Raw genomic sequence first — 13097 nt, 5'->3', positions numbered from 1 at the left:
CGGCGTCAGCGGCCGGCGGTCACGCTCATCTGAGCCCAGACCACCCGTCCGCCGTTCACGCCCGGCCGGTCCCCCCATGCGTCGGCCAGGGCGCGGACCAGCGCGAGTCCGCGTCCGCACTCGTCCTCCAGACCGGCCTCCCGCGGCGTGGGGACGGCCCGTCCGCCGCCCTGGTCGGCGACCTCGATATAGAGCATGTGCCGCTCATGGGCGCGCAGCACACAGAGGATCTGCTCGCTTCCGGTGTGCACCAGGGCGTTGGTGAACAGCTCGGACATCACCAGCTCGGCGGACTCGCAGAGATCCTCCTGGAAGCCCCACTCCAGCACCCGTGAGCGCACCCGGTGCCGGGCGACGGCGACCGAGGCGCCTCTGGCAGGCAGTTGGAACCTCTCCTGACGGAGGGCGGAGTCAACGCTCCCGGAGTTCGGGTGGTGGGCCATCGTCGAGCGTTGACGCAATGCCACGGCCATGTGCCTTCCGTCCGTCTACCTTGTGGGGGCGTGAATGCCGTACGTGAATGCCGCAAGTGCGCGACACAGCAATCACGTTGGACTGGTCACACCCGTCACTATCGTTGCTGCGAGCATCAGTTGGCAAGGCGCGATCTGCAAAATGCAGAATAGCCAGCGCACTCTGTTGCCCTCACCTCGTACGTGGCACACTGATTCTGACAAGACCGTCCCAGGAGGTATGACGTGGGTGAAGCGCGATCTGCCCCGACCGTCGGGCAGATGGTCCTCGGCATGAGGCTGCGGGACCTTCGCGAGAAAGCCGGCGTCAGCTACGACCAGGCCGCCAGGGCGCTGCACGTCAACCAGACCACGGTGCGCAGGATGGAGAAGGCCGAGGTCGGCCTGAAACTCCCCTACGTCGAGAAGCTGCTGCAGACCTATGGCGCCGAACAGGAAGAGATCGACTCCTTCCTCGCGCTCGCCGAGGAGGCCAACAGACCCGGCTGGTGGCACCGGTTCCGCGATGTGCTGCCGGACTGGTTCAGTCTCTATGTGAGCCTCGAAGGCGTGGCGAGCCGTATCCGCGCCTACGAGCCGCATTTCATCCCCGGACTCCTGCAGACCGAGGAGTATGCCCGCACGCTGCTCTCCATCGGCTTCCCGCACGGCTCCGCCCAGGAGCTGGACCGCCGGGTGGCGCTGCGGATGGAGCGCCAGGAGCTGCTCAGCCGCCCGGACGGACCGCATCTGTGGGTGGTGATGGACGAGACGGTGCTCCGTCTGGCCATCGGGGGTCCCCAGGTGATGCGCGCCCAGATCGACCACCTGATCGAGGCGACACAGAAGCCCAACATCACCCTTCAGGTGGTGCCGTTCTCCGCCGGCCCTCACCCGGGCATGGGAGGACCCTTCCAGCTCTTCCGGTTCCAGATCCCGGAACTGCCGGACATCGTCTACGCCGAGGGCCTGACCGGCGCCGGCTATCTCGACCAACGTTCCGATGTGGTCGCCTATTTGGAGGCCCTGGACCGCATGGGCACCCAGGCCACACCGGCGCGGCGCACGGAGAGTTTTCTCCGTGGGATTCGCAAGGAGCTCTGACTGTGGATCAGGTACATGTGTACAACGGCATGCCGGCCAAACATCTGGGGACCGAAGGCTGGGCCAAGCCGTGGAGCGGTCCCAACGGCGGTGCGTGCGTGGAGGCCCTGAGGCTGCACGACGGGCGGGTCGCCCTGCGTCAGTCGACCGATCCCGACGGCCCTGCCCTGATCTACACCCACCATGAAATCGAGCGGTTCATCCAAGGTGCCAAGGCCGGCGCCGCGGACTTCCTGCTCAAGCGTCCAGACCCCAACCTGACCTCCTCGGCGGGTACCGCACCGGAACGGAGGGCCGCGTGACCGACTACGGGCTCGCCCCTGACCAGATCGACACCACCAAGCCGCACCCGGCTCGGATGTACGACTTCTACCTCAACGGCAAGGACCACTACGAGGTCGACGCGGAGGCCGCCGGGCGGGTGCTGGAGGTCTATCCGACCGTCCGGCTCAATGCCACCATCAACCGGGGCTTCATCCACCGCGCCACCCGCTGGCTGGCCCGGGAGGCCGGGATCCGGCAGTTCCTCGACATAGGCACCGGCATACCCACCGAGCCCAATCTCCACCAGGTGGCCCAGGGCGTCGCCCCGGAGGCCCGGGTGGTCTACACCGACTACGACCCCATCGTGCTGGCCTACGCCCAGGCGCTGCTCGTCGGCACCCCCGAGGGCCGTACGTCCTATGTGCAGGCGGATGTGCGCGATCCCCAGCGGATCATGAGCGCCCCCGAGCTGCATGAGACGCTGGACCTGGACCAGCCGGTGGCGATCTCCGTGAACGCGCTCTTCCACTTCATCTCGGAAGAGGACAAGCCGTACGAGATCATCCGCGAGCTGATGGCGCCCCTGGCCCCGGGCAGCTATCTGATGCTGACCCACTCCACGCATGACTTCTCGGCGGAGACCTGGCGGAACGTCATCCAGGTCTACAAGGAGAGCGGCATCTCCTTCACCACCCGCTCCCAGAGCGAGGTCGGGGGCTTCTTCGACGGTCTGGAGCTGGTCGACCCGGGTGTGTCGGAGCCCCACCACTGGAACCCGGATCCCGGGGACCGCCCGGAGACCATCCGCAGCGCGGACATCAACATGTGGGCGGGAGTGGCCCGGAAGCGCTAGCGGCAGCCGGGAAGCCCCAGCGGCAAGATGGTCGCGCCCGGGCCTCACGGCCCGGTGTCACCGCTCCTCGGTGCCGTCGCCGACCGTGAAGCCCAGAATCGCGCCCCCGCCCGGGCGCGGCCGGGCGAAGACGGTGCCGCCGTGTGCGAGGGCGACCTCGCGCACGATGGCAAGGCCCAGCCCCGAACCGGGCAGGCTGCGTGCGCCGGGCGCGCGGTAGAAGCGGTCGAAGACGCGCTCGCGATCCTCCTCGGCGATGCCGGGGCCCCGGTCCAGGACCTCCACCCGGCGGCCGGTGATCACCACCTCGACGGGCTCGGTGCCGTCCCGGTCGAACTTGGCGGCGTTCTCCACCAGATTGGAGATCGCGCGCTGCAAGCCGGCCGGGCGGCCCGTCAGCCGGGTGTCGCCCTCGGCCCGTACGCTGATCTCCCGGCCGGTCCGGCGCCGGGCGAGGTTCGCGGCGGTGGTGGCCACGTCCGCCAGCGAGACCTCCGTAGGGGGTTCGTCGTCCCGCTGTCCGGCCGCCAGCTCCACCAGCTCATTGACGAGGTCGGTCAGCTCCCGGGTCTCCCCCGACAGATCGGCCAGCAGATCCTCGCGCGCGGGCTCCGGCAGCTCCTCGAAGCGGCGCAGCAGCGAGATATTGGTGCGCAGCGAGGTGAGCGGGGTGCGCAGTTCGTGCCCGGCGTCCTCGACCAGCCGCCGCTGGTCGTCCTTGGAGCGCGCGAGCCGGCCGAGCATGCCGTCGAAGGCCCGCCCGAGGCGGCCCACCTCGTCGTCCCCGGCGACCGGCACCGCCACCTGCATCCGGCCGGTCGCGGCCACGCTCTCGGCGACCCGGGTCAGCCGCACCAGCCGCCGGGTGATCCGCCCGGCCAGCCACCAGCCGGCCAGTCCGGCGGCCAGGATGACGGCGACCACGAACAGCGCGGTGCGCTTCTGGAGTTCGCGCAGCAGATCCTCGGTGTCGCTGATCTGCTGGGCCACCTGGACCGCGCCGGTGCCGTCGCCCACGGCCACCGTGGCCATGCGGTACTGCTCTCCGCCGATGCCGATCTCGCGCCGTACGACGGTGCCCGGTGTGCGGGAGGCGGCGGTGATCCGGTCATCGCCGGTCACCGGCAGCGGGGGCTTCCCCGCGTCGTAGATCGTGCCGTTGCCTTTGATCACCTGGACGTCCATCCGGCTGATCCGGCGCAGATCGTCCCGCAGGTCGTAGGGGACGGGCACGGCGGACTCGGAGGGGTACTGCCGCAGGATCACCTTCTCGCCGCGGACCTGGCCGCGCAGATCGCGGATCACACCGTCGAACGCCGACTGCTGGTCGACCCGCACCAGCCCGGCCGCCGCGTCGTAGCTGAGACCGCCGACCAGGAGGGTGACCACGGAGGCCGCCGCCGCGAACGAGAGCGCGAAGGTGGTCCGCAGACTGGGCCGCCCACGGCGGAGCGGTGGGAATCGCACCATTACTCCTCCCGCAGGGTGTAGCCGACCCCGCGCACCGTATGGATCAGCGGGGTGCGCCCCTCCGGATCGACCTTGCGGCGCAGATAGCCGATGTAGACGGCGAGGTTCTTCGATCCGGGGCCGAAGTCGTAGCCCCAGATGCGGGCGTAGATGGTGGCATGGTCCAGGACGATGCCCGCGTTGCGCGCCAGCAGCTCCAGCAGGTCGAATTCGGTGCGGGTCAGCTCCAGCTCCGTACTGCCGCGCCAGACCCGCCGCGCCGAGGAGTCCAGGCGCAGATCCGCGACCTCCAGCACGCCGTCGATGGCGGCGTCCTCCGGCGCGGCCGGTTCGGCGGGGGCGGCGCGGCGCAGCAGCGCGCGCAGCCGGGCGAAGACCTCCTCGACCTCGAAGGGCTTGACCACATAGTCGTCCGCCCCGGCGTCCAGCCCCTCGATCCGGTCGGCGGTCTCGACCCGTGCGGTGAGCATCAGGATGGGGGTGCGGTCCCCCTCGGCGCGCAGCACCCGGCACACCTGCAGCCCGTCCACGCCCGGCATCATCACATCCAGGACGACCACGTCCGGGCACTCGCGGTGGATGGCCGCCAGCGCCTCTATCCCGTCGGGCACGGCGGTGACGCGGTACCCCTCCAGGGTCAGGGCGCGTTCCAGCGCCTGGCGGATGGCACGGTCGTCCTCGGCGAGCAGCACGGTGTTGGTCACACCCCGAGTCTGCCAAGGTCACGGAGGTGCCCGCCCCGGGAGGGGTCCTGAGCGAGGCTTCTTACCCCGCTCTCACCTTCTTCACGCGACGGGCTTACCGGGCCCGGACAAGGTGTCCGCTACGTCCCGGGGGGAACCTACCCCAGAGATGCAACCGGCCGGAGATAAATACCGCATGAAGATCGCATTTCTGCTGCACAACGCCTACGGGATCGGCGGAACGATCCGGACGACGATGAACCTCGCGACGGCGCTCGCCGACCGCCATGAGGTGGAGATCGTCTCGATGATGCGGCATCGCGAGACGCCGCGTTTCGCCCTCGACCCCCGGGTGCGGCTGGTCCCCCTGGTGGATGTACGTCAGGAGAGCGCGGACGCGAAGGATCCGCTGTTCTTCGAGGCCAGCCGGGACTTTCCGGCCGCGGAGAAGCGGCACCACCAGTACAACCGCCTGGTCGACACGCGGGTCGCGGAGTATCTGCGCGGCTGCCCCGCCGATGTGATCATCGGCACTCGGCCTGGGGTGAACGTCTACCTGTCCCGCTTCGCCCCCCGTCGCGCGCTGCGCATCGCCCAGGAGCATCTGCGGTATGAGGCGCACAGCAAGAAGCTGCGGGCGGAGCTGGCCCCGCACTACCGGCTGCTGGACGCCGTCGTCACCACGACGAAGGCGGACGCCGCGGTCTACCGCAAGAAGATGCCGATGCCGGGGGTGCGGACCCTGGCGATACCCAACAGTGTCCCCGAACCGGCCGTCGCCCCCTCCGAGGGCACCGCGCCGGTGATCGCGGCGGCCGGGCGGCTGGTCCGCGGCAAGCGCTTCGACCTGCTGATCGACGCCTTCGCGGAGGTCACGGCGAAGTTCCCGGCCTGGCGACTGCGGATCTACGGCGGGGGCGCGGAGAAGGAACGGCTCGCGGAGCGCATCGAGCGGCTGGGCCTGTCCGGGAGCGCGGAGCTGATGGGGTCCTACTCCCCCATCGAGGAGGAGTTCGCGAAGGCATCGCTGGTCGCGGTGGCCTCGGACGCCGAGTCGTTCGGGATGACGATCGTGGAGGCCATGCGCTGCGGGGTGCCGGTGGTGAGCACCGACTGCCCGCTCGGCCCCGCCGAGATCATTGAGGACGGGCTCACCGGACGGCTCGTCCCCACCGGGGACAAGCAGGCGCTGGCGAGTGCCTTGATGGACCTGATGGCCGACGCCCCGGCCCGGCGGGCGATGGCCGCGGCCGCCCTGGAGAGTTCCCGGGCCTATGACCCCGCGCCGCTCGCCCGGCGCTACGACCAGCTCTTCGAGGAGCTGCGCGCGAGCCGCTCCGCCCGCTTCTGGGAGCGCGGCCGGGCCACCGCCCGCGCCCGCCTGCGGCGCCTGGCCCGCCGCTTCGGCATCTCCCCCGCCCGCCGGACCCCGGCGGCGGGCGGAAAGGCGAGCGCCTGACGCCACGGCGGACCGCGCCGGGCAAGGCGCGGGCGCGCCCGTAACCGCCACGGCGGGGGGCGCGCAGCCGCCCGCGGCGCCCCGGCCCTACCAGGACGTCGGGGCGTAGTCCTTCAGGAAGCAGCCGAAGAGGTCCTCGCCGCTCTCGCCCCGGACGATCGGGTCGTAGACCCGGGCCGCGCCGTCCACCAGGTCGAGGGGGGCGTGAAAGCCCTCGGCCGCCAGCCGCATCTTCTCCGGGTGCGGGCGCTCGTCGGTGATCCATCCGGTGTCGACGCTCGTCATCAGGATGGCGTCGGACTCGAACATCTCCCGTGCGCTGGTGCGGGTCAGCATGTTCAGCGCGGCCTTGGCCATGTTGGTGTGCGGATGGCCCGCGCCCTTGTAGCCCCGGCCGAACTTGCCCTCCATCGCGGAGACGTTGACCACGTACTTGCGCCGGGCGGGCGAGGCGGCCATCGCCGGGCGCAGCCGGCTCACCAGGATGAACGGCGCCGTCTCATTGCAGAGCTGGACCTCGAGCATCTCGACCGGATCCACCTCGTTGACCCGCTGCACCCAGGTGTTGGTCGGGTCCAGGTCCGGGACCAGCCCGCCCGCGTCGATCGCGGTCCCGGCCTCGATCCGGGCCGGTGAGGCGGAGCCGCTGGTGAGGGCGAGGGCGGTGAGGTCCTGCGGGGTGAGGGCGCCGTCCTGCGGCGTGCGGGGCGCCGGGAGGGCCGCCTGGGCGCCGCTGCCGAAGGCGCCGAGGACCAGGGACTCGGGGAGCTCCCCGGCGGGGAGCGGCGCCGACTCGCCCGCTATCAGCTCCGCGTACGCCTGGGGTGTGCGGCGGACGGTCTGGGCGGCGTTGTTGATCAGTATGTCCAGCGGGCCCGCGGCACTGACCTCGTCGGTCAGCGCGATGACCTGGGCGGGGTCGCGCAGGTCGATGCCGACGACCTTGAGCCGGTGCAACCACTCCCCGCTGTCCGGCATGGCCTTGAAGCGGCGGATGGCGTCGCCCGGGAAGCGGGTGGTGACGGTGGTGTGCGCGCCGTCGCGCAGCAGCCGCAGCGCGATGTACATGCCGATCTTCGCCCGGCCGCCGGTGAGCAGGGCTCGGCGCCCGGTGAGGTCGGTGCGGGCGTCGCGGCGGGCCCGGTTCTCGGCGGCGCAGTCGCGGCAGAGCTGGTGGTAGAAGGCGTCGACCTCGACGAACCGGGTCTTGCAGACATAGCAGGAGCGGGGGCGCGCCAGGATGCCCGCGATCTCGGTGGAGACGGAGCTGCTGAGCGCGCGGCCCAGCGTCTCGTCGTCGATCCGGTCGGCGGCGCCGGTGGCGGTGGCCTCGGTCACGGTCTTGTCATGCGCGGTCTTCGCGGCCCGCCGCTCCTGGCGCCTGCGCTGCTTCACGCTGCGGTAGATGCCGGAGGTGGCCCGGCGGACCATGATCGCGTCGGGGTGGTCGACCGGCAGCCGGTCGAGTTCCGCGAGGACGCTCAGACAGGTCGCCAGCCGCTCCGGGTCGATGCCCGGCTCCTCGGCCGCCGCCTGTTCGGCCCGGCCTTCGTCTATCACCGTCATCGCCGCTGCCGCTTTCTGGTTCGCCTGTTCCCCTGGACAACGGCGAAACTTTACGGAAGCCGAGGCGTATGCGCCAAACCGCGCCCGGTCTCACCCTCCTCCGGGCTTGCGGTACGCATAGCCGCCGGTCCGCGCCGGGGCCTGTGCTCCGGCCGGGTGCCCGGCGTCCGTCAGCGTGCGGATCACGCCGTGGTCCGGGGAGAGCGCACAGGCCGGGTCGGTACGGGCGGCGTCGCCGGTCAGGGCGTACGCCTGGCAGCGGCAGCCGCCGAAGTCCTCGGTGCGGCGGGAGCAGGTGCGGCACGGCTCCCGCATCCACTCCTCGCCCCGGTAGCGGTTGAAGGCGGTGGAGTGGTCCCAGATCCACTCCAGGGTGTGGTCGCGCACATGGGGCGGGTCCAGGTCCGGCAGGCTCGCGGCGGCGGGGCAGGGCAGCGCGGTGCCGTCGGGCGCGACGGTCAGCGAGACCGCGCCCCAGCCGCCCATGCAGGGCTTGGCGACGCCGTCGAAGTAGTCGGGCACGACCCACACCAGGTCGACGGTGCCGCCCAGCCGCTGCCGCCGGCGCTCCACCGTCTCCCGTGCCCGGGCGAGCTGGTCGCGGGTGGGCAGCAGGGCGTCGCGGTTGCGCAGCGCCCAGCCGTAGAACTGGGTGTTGGCCAGCTCGATCCGGTCGGCGCCCCAGTCCAGACCGCGCTGGATGATGGCGTCGAGCGCGTCGAGGTTGTCGCGGTGCAGGACGACGTTGATCCCGAGCGGCAGACCGGCCTTGCGCACCAGGGCGGCGGCCCGTTCCTTGGCGGCGAAGGAGCGGTATCCGGCGATCCGGTCGGAGGCGGCCGGGTCGGCGTGCTGCAAGGAGAGCTGGACGCTGCGCAGCCCGGCGGCGATCAGGGCGGCCAGCCGGGGCTCGTCCAGGCCCACACCGCTGGTGACGAGCTGGGTGTAGATCCCGGCGGACTCGGCGGCGATGACGATCTCGGCCAGATCGGGGCGCAACAGCGGTTCCCCGCCGGAGAGATGGGTGTGCACCACGCCGAACTCCCCGGCCTGGCGCATCACCTCCGTCCACTCGGCGGTGGACAGCTCACGCGAGCGGCGGACCAGCTCCAGCGGGTTGGAGCAGTAGGGGCAGTGCAGCGGGCAGCCGTGGGTGAGCTCGGCGAGCAGGGCCCAGGGGCGGGGCGCGGCGGTCATCGGACCCAGCCCTCCGTACGCATCCGGCCGAGGAAGGCGGGCACGTCCTCGGCCACGGGCGCGCCGGGGAAGCGGCTCGTGAGCTCCGCCACGATGGCGTCGAGGTCGCGGTCGCCGTCGCACAGCCGCAGGATGCGTGCGGCGCTGCCCCGCAGCACCACCACCCGCTCGGGCAGCACCAGCAGCTCGGCGTCACGCACCCGGTCATGGCGCAGGCTCACGGCGGGGGCCAGCGCGGGCCGCCATCCGGCCGCTTCGGGCGGTGCGGGCGGGGTCTCCGGGGCGGGCGGGGTGTCGGCGGCGGTCATGCCCCCTCCCCGGGGCCGTCCTTGGTGTCGGCGTGCTCGACCGCGTCCAGCAACGACCACAGCACATCGCATTTGAACGCGAGCGCCGCCACCGCGCGGTCCTCGTCCTCGGGGGTCCGCGCCCAGGTCAGGACCAGGTCGAGCGCCTCGGTGCTGTCCCGGCGCCCCTGGTCGACCCGATTGCGGAAGTAGGCCAGGCCCGCGCGCTCGATCCAGGGGTAGTACCGCTCGAAGGCGTCGATACGGGTGAGCATGATGCCGGGCGCGGACAGCTCGGTGAGCGAGGCGGCGACGGCTTCCAGCGGGCCGCGCAACCGGCAGAAGTTGACGTAGCCGTCGACCGCGAGCCGCACTCCGGGCACCACCTCGGCGCCGGACAGCAGCCGGTCCCGGTCCAGGCCGGCGGCCTCGCCGAGCCGCAGCCATCGCTCGATGCCGCCCTCGCCGTCGGCGGCGCCGTCGTGGTCCTGGATGCGCCGCAGCCACATCCGGCGCAGCCGTGCGGTGTCGAGTTTGGCGGTGATCAGCGCGTCCTTGATGGGGATGTGGCGCTGGTAGTGGAAGCGGTTGAGAATCCAGCGGCGCAGTTCGGCGGGGGTGAGCTCGCCCGCGTGCATCCGTACGTTGAAGGGGTGGCGGTCGTGGTAGCGCTCCTGCGCGACCGCGCGCAGCCGCTCCTCAAGACGTGTCCGTGGGGTGCTCACAGGTCGATCACCATCCCGTCGGCGGCCACCTCGACGCCCAGCTCGCGCAGCACCGTGTGCTGGGGCGCGGCCGGGTCGTTGAGGGGGTTGGTGTTGTTGAGGTGGGTGTAGAGGGTGCGCGCTCGGAGTGCGGCGAGCCGCCGCGCCGTGCCGTCCGGTCCGTCGATCGGCAGATGCCCCATGGCGGTTGCGGTACGCGAGCCGAAGCCGCTGGTGAGGGGCTCGTCGTCGGACCAGAACGTGCCGTCGACGATGACGTGGTCGGCGCTCTCGGCGGCGCGCTGGAAGGCGTCGGGCCAGGCGGCGAGCGCGGGGGCGTAGAGGAGGGAGCGGCCGGTGGTGCGGTCGGTCAGCCGCAGGGCGACCACCCAGGCGTCGTCGTCCGGGGCGCCGTCGTCCGGGGCGTCGAGTCCGGCCGCGTAGCGGGGGCGTTTGGCGGAGACGGGGACGGCGCCGACGGCCGGCGGCGAATCCTCGGCGAGCGGCCGGTCCTCGGGACCGAGGGGGCGCCAGTCCAGCCGGGCGTACGGGGTGAGGACCTCGCCCAGGTGGAGTCCGGTCAGCAGGGCGTTGCGCACCGGTGCGGTGGCCACGATCTCGATGCCGTCCGCCTCGCGCAGCCGGGCGATACCGAGGGTGTGGTCGAGTTCGGCGTCGGTGAGGATCACCCCGGCCAGCGGGGTCCGGCGCGGTTCGGGCCCGGGGTGCAACTCGGGGCAGTCCTCGACCTGTTCGCCGAGGTCGGGGGTGGCGTTGACCAGATACCAGCGGCCTTCGGCGGCCTGGACGGCGAGCGAGGCATGGCGGCGGCGCCACCCCGGGTGGGCGCGTGCCCCGGAGCATCCGGGGCACGCGCAGTTCCACTGGGGTACGCCGCCACCCGCCGCGGTGCCGAGCACGCGCACACGCATGGCGGGGAGCTCAGCGGGCGTTCAGCGAGTAGGCGGTGACCTCCAGCGCGGTCTCCACGACCACGTAGTCGGGCGTCTGCCAGGCGGTTTCCGCGGCGTCCGTACGGGTCCGGTCCGTCGCGTCGGGAGCCGTGTGCGGTGTGGTGTCGTTCATGGCTTCGACCTGCTTTCCATCTGGGTGGGGATTGGTCAACGGGACGGGACGGACCGTCAGTCGGACCGTTGGTCGGCGGTCCGGATCCGCAGCGCCCCGCCGTCGGGGGTGGTGCTGTCGTCCGCGATGGTCGATGGCCTCGTCGTCGGGCACGGGGTCATGAGCCGCTGCTCGGGTAGGCGGTTCCGATGCGCACCTCGTCGAGCAGCAGCTTGCGGTAGTGCTTGGTGTCGGTGGCCGCCGCCCAGGTGCTGTTCACCGTGAGCCGGACATAGCGCTTGGTGGTGGCGGGGAGGTCGATGAATGCCACCCCGCGGGCGCTGGGCAGCGTTCCGCTCGCCACCGGGCTGCCCCAGTCGCGCCCGTCGCTGGAGACCTGCACCTGGTAGTCGCGGATGCGGGCGGACTGCTCGGTGTCGGAGCGGGCGTAGGAGACCGACCACTCCCGCTGGTTCACCGCCAGATAGCGCAGGCTCTTGGCGGACCGCAGATCGAAGGTGACCGAGGCGGGCAGGGTGGTGCTGTTGTCCCAGTAGGTCTCCGGATCGCCGTCGAGCACGGCGGAGGCGGGGTGGCCGCTCGCGGAGACGCTGGCGCTCGCGGTGATCGAACTGGCCGGAACGACACCCTGGCGGCCGTCGGTGCGGACCGCGAGGACGGTGTCGTACGGATCCCAGCCGGTGATGCCGGAGATGGTGATCCTGCCGTCGCTCTGGCGGAAGTTCAGCTTCTTGCCGGTGCGGAAGTCGGTGACAGCGGTCGCCTTGTAGCCGTTGTCCCGCACGGTCAGCGTGGAGCCCGAGGGCCTGGTGAGGACGTGGACGAAGTGACGGTCGGGGTCGGTCTTGCTCACCGTGGTCACCCCGTGGGCGCCGTCGTTCCAGGCGCCGGGCCGCAGTCCGCCGTAGGAGTAGCCACCGCCCTCGGTGCCGCCCAGCGACCCCCAGATCTTGTCGAGATAGCTCTTGGCGTAGTCGTTGAAGGCTTCCTGCTTGCTGGGGAAGCGCCCGTTCACCTGGGCGGTTTCGGCCATCAGCGATTTGACGGACGATCCGGAGTTGCTGATCAGCCGGCCGAGGGTGAGTCCGTGGTCCACCGCCGAGTCGGTGCCGCTGTACCACCAGGCTCCGCTGCTGGGCAGCTTGAAGCAGGCTTCGGTGAGCCGGGGCTGCGGGGTCCAGATGGCCTGGGGATAGTCGTAGGCCGGGGTCATCCCGGTCTTCTGCTCATTGCTGACCGTGTCCATGATCGGCGTGTCTTCGTTGTTGTTGCTCAGCAGCCAGCCGGGACGGTCGGCACGGATCTTCTCGTAGAGCCCGTGGTCGATCCAGTAGTCGTTGTCGTTGTCGATCCAGAACCCGGACAACTTCGGGTACTTCCGCATCACTTCCACGAAGTTGTCGTAGGAGTACTCGCCGAAGCCGTCGCGCGTGGTCAGGTCGACGTCATGGCCCTTGTAGGCCGAGTAGGCCGCCGAGTCGAGCCATTCATGGCCGCCCTCGGCATGCCACTGCGGATCGTCGGTCATATAGAGCATGACCTTCAGCCCCTGGGCGTTGGCCGCGTCGATCAGCTCGCCGAGGAAGTCCCGCTTGGTGGAGCAGCTTCCGGGGACGGCGGACGGCCAGGCCCGCGCGTAGCCCAGACGGCTGTGGAAGGAGGCGAGCACCAGGTAGGAGGCGTGCAGCTGCTTGGCCTCGGCCACCCAGTAGTCGGCCTTCCAGCCGCCGTCGGTGACCGCCTTCTCCCAGGCGGAGCAGTCGGTGTAGCCGGGCGAGGTGCGCATGCCCCAGTGCAGGAAGAGGCCCGCCTGGGAGTCGCGCAGCCACTGCTGGCGGGGGTTGATCACATCGGCCCGCGCCGGGGCGGGGCCGGTCAGGGCGAGGGTGGCGACGAGCGACAGCACGGCTGCCAGCCAGGCGCCGAGGCGCCGGCGCGATCTGCGGCCCATGAAGGCTCCTTCTCGGGGGGC

At 71.3% G+C, this 13097-nt stretch carries 14 protein-coding genes; 4 read left to right on the top strand and 10 right to left on the bottom strand.

Going from position 1 to position 13097, the window contains the following annotated elements:
• Positions 1-5: 5 nt before the first annotated feature.
• Positions 6-473: an ATP-binding protein gene (locus tag STRVI_RS17085; RefSeq protein WP_014056918.1), complete on the bottom strand. Its 468-nt coding sequence runs from the start codon at positions 471-473 to the stop codon at positions 6-8.
• Positions 474-698: 225 nt separating this feature from the next.
• Here STRVI_RS17085 and STRVI_RS17080 point away from each other — a divergent pair, with 225 nt between their 5' ends.
• The 3 genes from STRVI_RS17080 to STRVI_RS17070 are packed head-to-tail and all read left to right on the top strand — an operon-like array spanning position 699 to position 2673.
• Entirely contained in the window at positions 699-1556 is an 858-nt protein-coding gene (locus STRVI_RS17080; protein ID WP_014056917.1) for a helix-turn-helix domain-containing protein, read from the top strand.
• 29 nt (positions 1557-1585) lie between these two features.
• Entirely contained in the window at positions 1586-1858 is a 273-nt protein-coding gene (locus STRVI_RS17075; protein ID WP_167543281.1) for a DUF397 domain-containing protein, read from the top strand.
• Positions 1855-2673 carry an SAM-dependent methyltransferase gene (locus STRVI_RS17070; RefSeq protein WP_014056915.1) on the top strand — a complete coding sequence of 273 codons (819 nt, stop codon included), beginning with the start codon at positions 1855-1857 and terminating at the stop codon, positions 2671-2673. The genes STRVI_RS17075 and STRVI_RS17070 overlap by 4 nt, the downstream gene beginning before the upstream one ends.
• Positions 2674-2730: 57 nt before the next feature.
• On the opposite strand, the gene STRVI_RS17065 is transcribed toward STRVI_RS17070, so the two are convergent.
• Both STRVI_RS17065 and STRVI_RS17060 read right to left on the bottom strand, forming a co-directional pair.
• Positions 2731-4143: a HAMP domain-containing sensor histidine kinase gene (locus tag STRVI_RS17065; protein ID WP_014056914.1), complete on the bottom strand. Its 1413-nt coding sequence runs from the start codon at positions 4141-4143 to the stop codon at positions 2731-2733.
• On the bottom strand, positions 4143-4847 hold the full coding sequence (locus STRVI_RS17060; RefSeq protein WP_014056913.1) for a response regulator transcription factor: 705 nt from the start codon (positions 4845-4847) through the stop codon (positions 4143-4145). Before STRVI_RS17060 ends, STRVI_RS17065 begins: the two co-directional genes overlap by 1 nt.
• 175 nt (positions 4848-5022) lie before the next feature.
• On the opposite strand from STRVI_RS17060, the gene STRVI_RS17055 reads away from it, so the two are divergent.
• The gene (locus STRVI_RS17055) at positions 5023-6285 is read left to right on the top strand and encodes a glycosyltransferase family 4 protein (protein ID WP_014056912.1); all 1263 of its coding nucleotides are present in this window, start codon (positions 5023-5025) and stop codon (positions 6283-6285) included.
• An 87-nt stretch (positions 6286-6372) separates the two neighbouring features.
• Here STRVI_RS17055 and STRVI_RS17050 read toward each other — a convergent pair whose 3' ends face one another.
• From STRVI_RS17050 to STRVI_RS17020, 7 genes are all read right to left on the bottom strand, one after another.
• The gene (locus STRVI_RS17050; protein ID WP_014056911.1) at positions 6373-7851 is read right to left on the bottom strand and encodes an SDR family NAD(P)-dependent oxidoreductase; all 1479 of its coding nucleotides are present in this window, start codon (positions 7849-7851) and stop codon (positions 6373-6375) included.
• A gap of 90 nt (positions 7852-7941) precedes the next feature.
• Entirely contained in the window at positions 7942-9048 is a 1107-nt protein-coding gene (gene pqqE / locus STRVI_RS17045) for a pyrroloquinoline quinone biosynthesis protein PqqE (protein ID WP_014056910.1), read from the bottom strand.
• Positions 9045-9356: a pyrroloquinoline quinone biosynthesis peptide chaperone PqqD gene (pqqD, locus tag STRVI_RS17040; protein WP_014056909.1), complete on the bottom strand. Its 312-nt coding sequence runs from the start codon at positions 9354-9356 to the stop codon at positions 9045-9047. Before pqqD ends, pqqE begins: the two co-directional genes overlap by 4 nt.
• A complete protein-coding gene (gene pqqC / locus STRVI_RS17035; protein WP_014056908.1) occupies positions 9353-10060 on the bottom strand; it encodes a pyrroloquinoline-quinone synthase PqqC in 708 nt (235 codons plus the stop codon). The genes pqqD and pqqC overlap by 4 nt, the downstream gene beginning before the upstream one ends.
• Positions 10057-10971 (bottom strand): pyrroloquinoline quinone biosynthesis protein PqqB, encoded by a 915-nt coding sequence (gene pqqB, locus STRVI_RS17030; RefSeq protein WP_014056907.1) that lies wholly within the window; start codon positions 10969-10971, stop codon positions 10057-10059. The genes pqqC and pqqB overlap by 4 nt, the downstream gene beginning before the upstream one ends.
• A 10-nt stretch (positions 10972-10981) precedes the next feature.
• Positions 10982-11125 carry a pyrroloquinoline quinone precursor peptide PqqA gene (gene pqqA, locus STRVI_RS17025; protein ID WP_014056906.1) on the bottom strand — a complete coding sequence of 48 codons (144 nt, stop codon included), beginning with the start codon at positions 11123-11125 and terminating at the stop codon, positions 10982-10984.
• Positions 11126-11282: 157 nt separating this feature from the next.
• Complete coding sequence (locus STRVI_RS17020; RefSeq protein WP_014056904.1) at positions 11283-13076, bottom strand: discoidin domain-containing protein; 1794 nt, start codon at positions 13074-13076, stop codon at positions 11283-11285.
• Positions 13077-13097 lie beyond the last annotated feature (21 nt).

The sequence above is a fragment of the Streptomyces violaceusniger Tu 4113 genome (genome assembly GCF_000147815.2).
Classification (GTDB): Bacteria; Actinomycetota; Actinomycetes; order Streptomycetales; family Streptomycetaceae; genus Streptomyces; species Streptomyces violaceusniger_A.
This window is presented reverse-complemented; position numbering and strand designations above follow the sequence as displayed.

Excerpts from the sequence above, each read along its gene's own strand:
- STRVI_RS17085 (WP_014056918.1), bottom strand. The coding sequence starts at position 473 with ATGGCCGTGGCATTGCGTCAACGCTCGACGATGGCCCACCACCCGAAC.
- STRVI_RS17075 (WP_167543281.1), top strand. The coding sequence starts at position 1,586 with ATGCCGGCCAAACATCTGGGGACCGAAGGCTGGGCCAAGCCGTGGAGC.
- STRVI_RS17065 (WP_014056914.1), bottom strand. The coding sequence starts at position 4,143 with ATGGTGCGATTCCCACCGCTCCGCCGTGGGCGGCCCAGTCTGCGGACC.
- STRVI_RS17055 (WP_014056912.1), top strand. The coding sequence starts at position 5,023 with ATGAAGATCGCATTTCTGCTGCACAACGCCTACGGGATCGGCGGAACG.
- STRVI_RS17050 (WP_014056911.1), bottom strand. The coding sequence starts at position 7,851 with ATGACGGTGATAGACGAAGGCCGGGCCGAACAGGCGGCGGCCGAGGAG.
- pqqE (WP_014056910.1), bottom strand. The coding sequence starts at position 9,048 with ATGACCGCCGCGCCCCGCCCCTGGGCCCTGCTCGCCGAGCTCACCCAC.
- pqqD (WP_014056909.1), bottom strand. The coding sequence starts at position 9,356 with ATGACCGCCGCCGACACCCCGCCCGCCCCGGAGACCCCGCCCGCACCG.
- pqqB (WP_014056907.1), bottom strand. The coding sequence starts at position 10,971 with ATGCGTGTGCGCGTGCTCGGCACCGCGGCGGGTGGCGGCGTACCCCAG.
- pqqA (WP_014056906.1), bottom strand. The coding sequence starts at position 11,125 with ATGAACGACACCACACCGCACACGGCTCCCGACGCGACGGACCGGACC.
- STRVI_RS17020 (WP_014056904.1), bottom strand. The coding sequence starts at position 13,076 with ATGGGCCGCAGATCGCGCCGGCGCCTCGGCGCCTGGCTGGCAGCCGTG.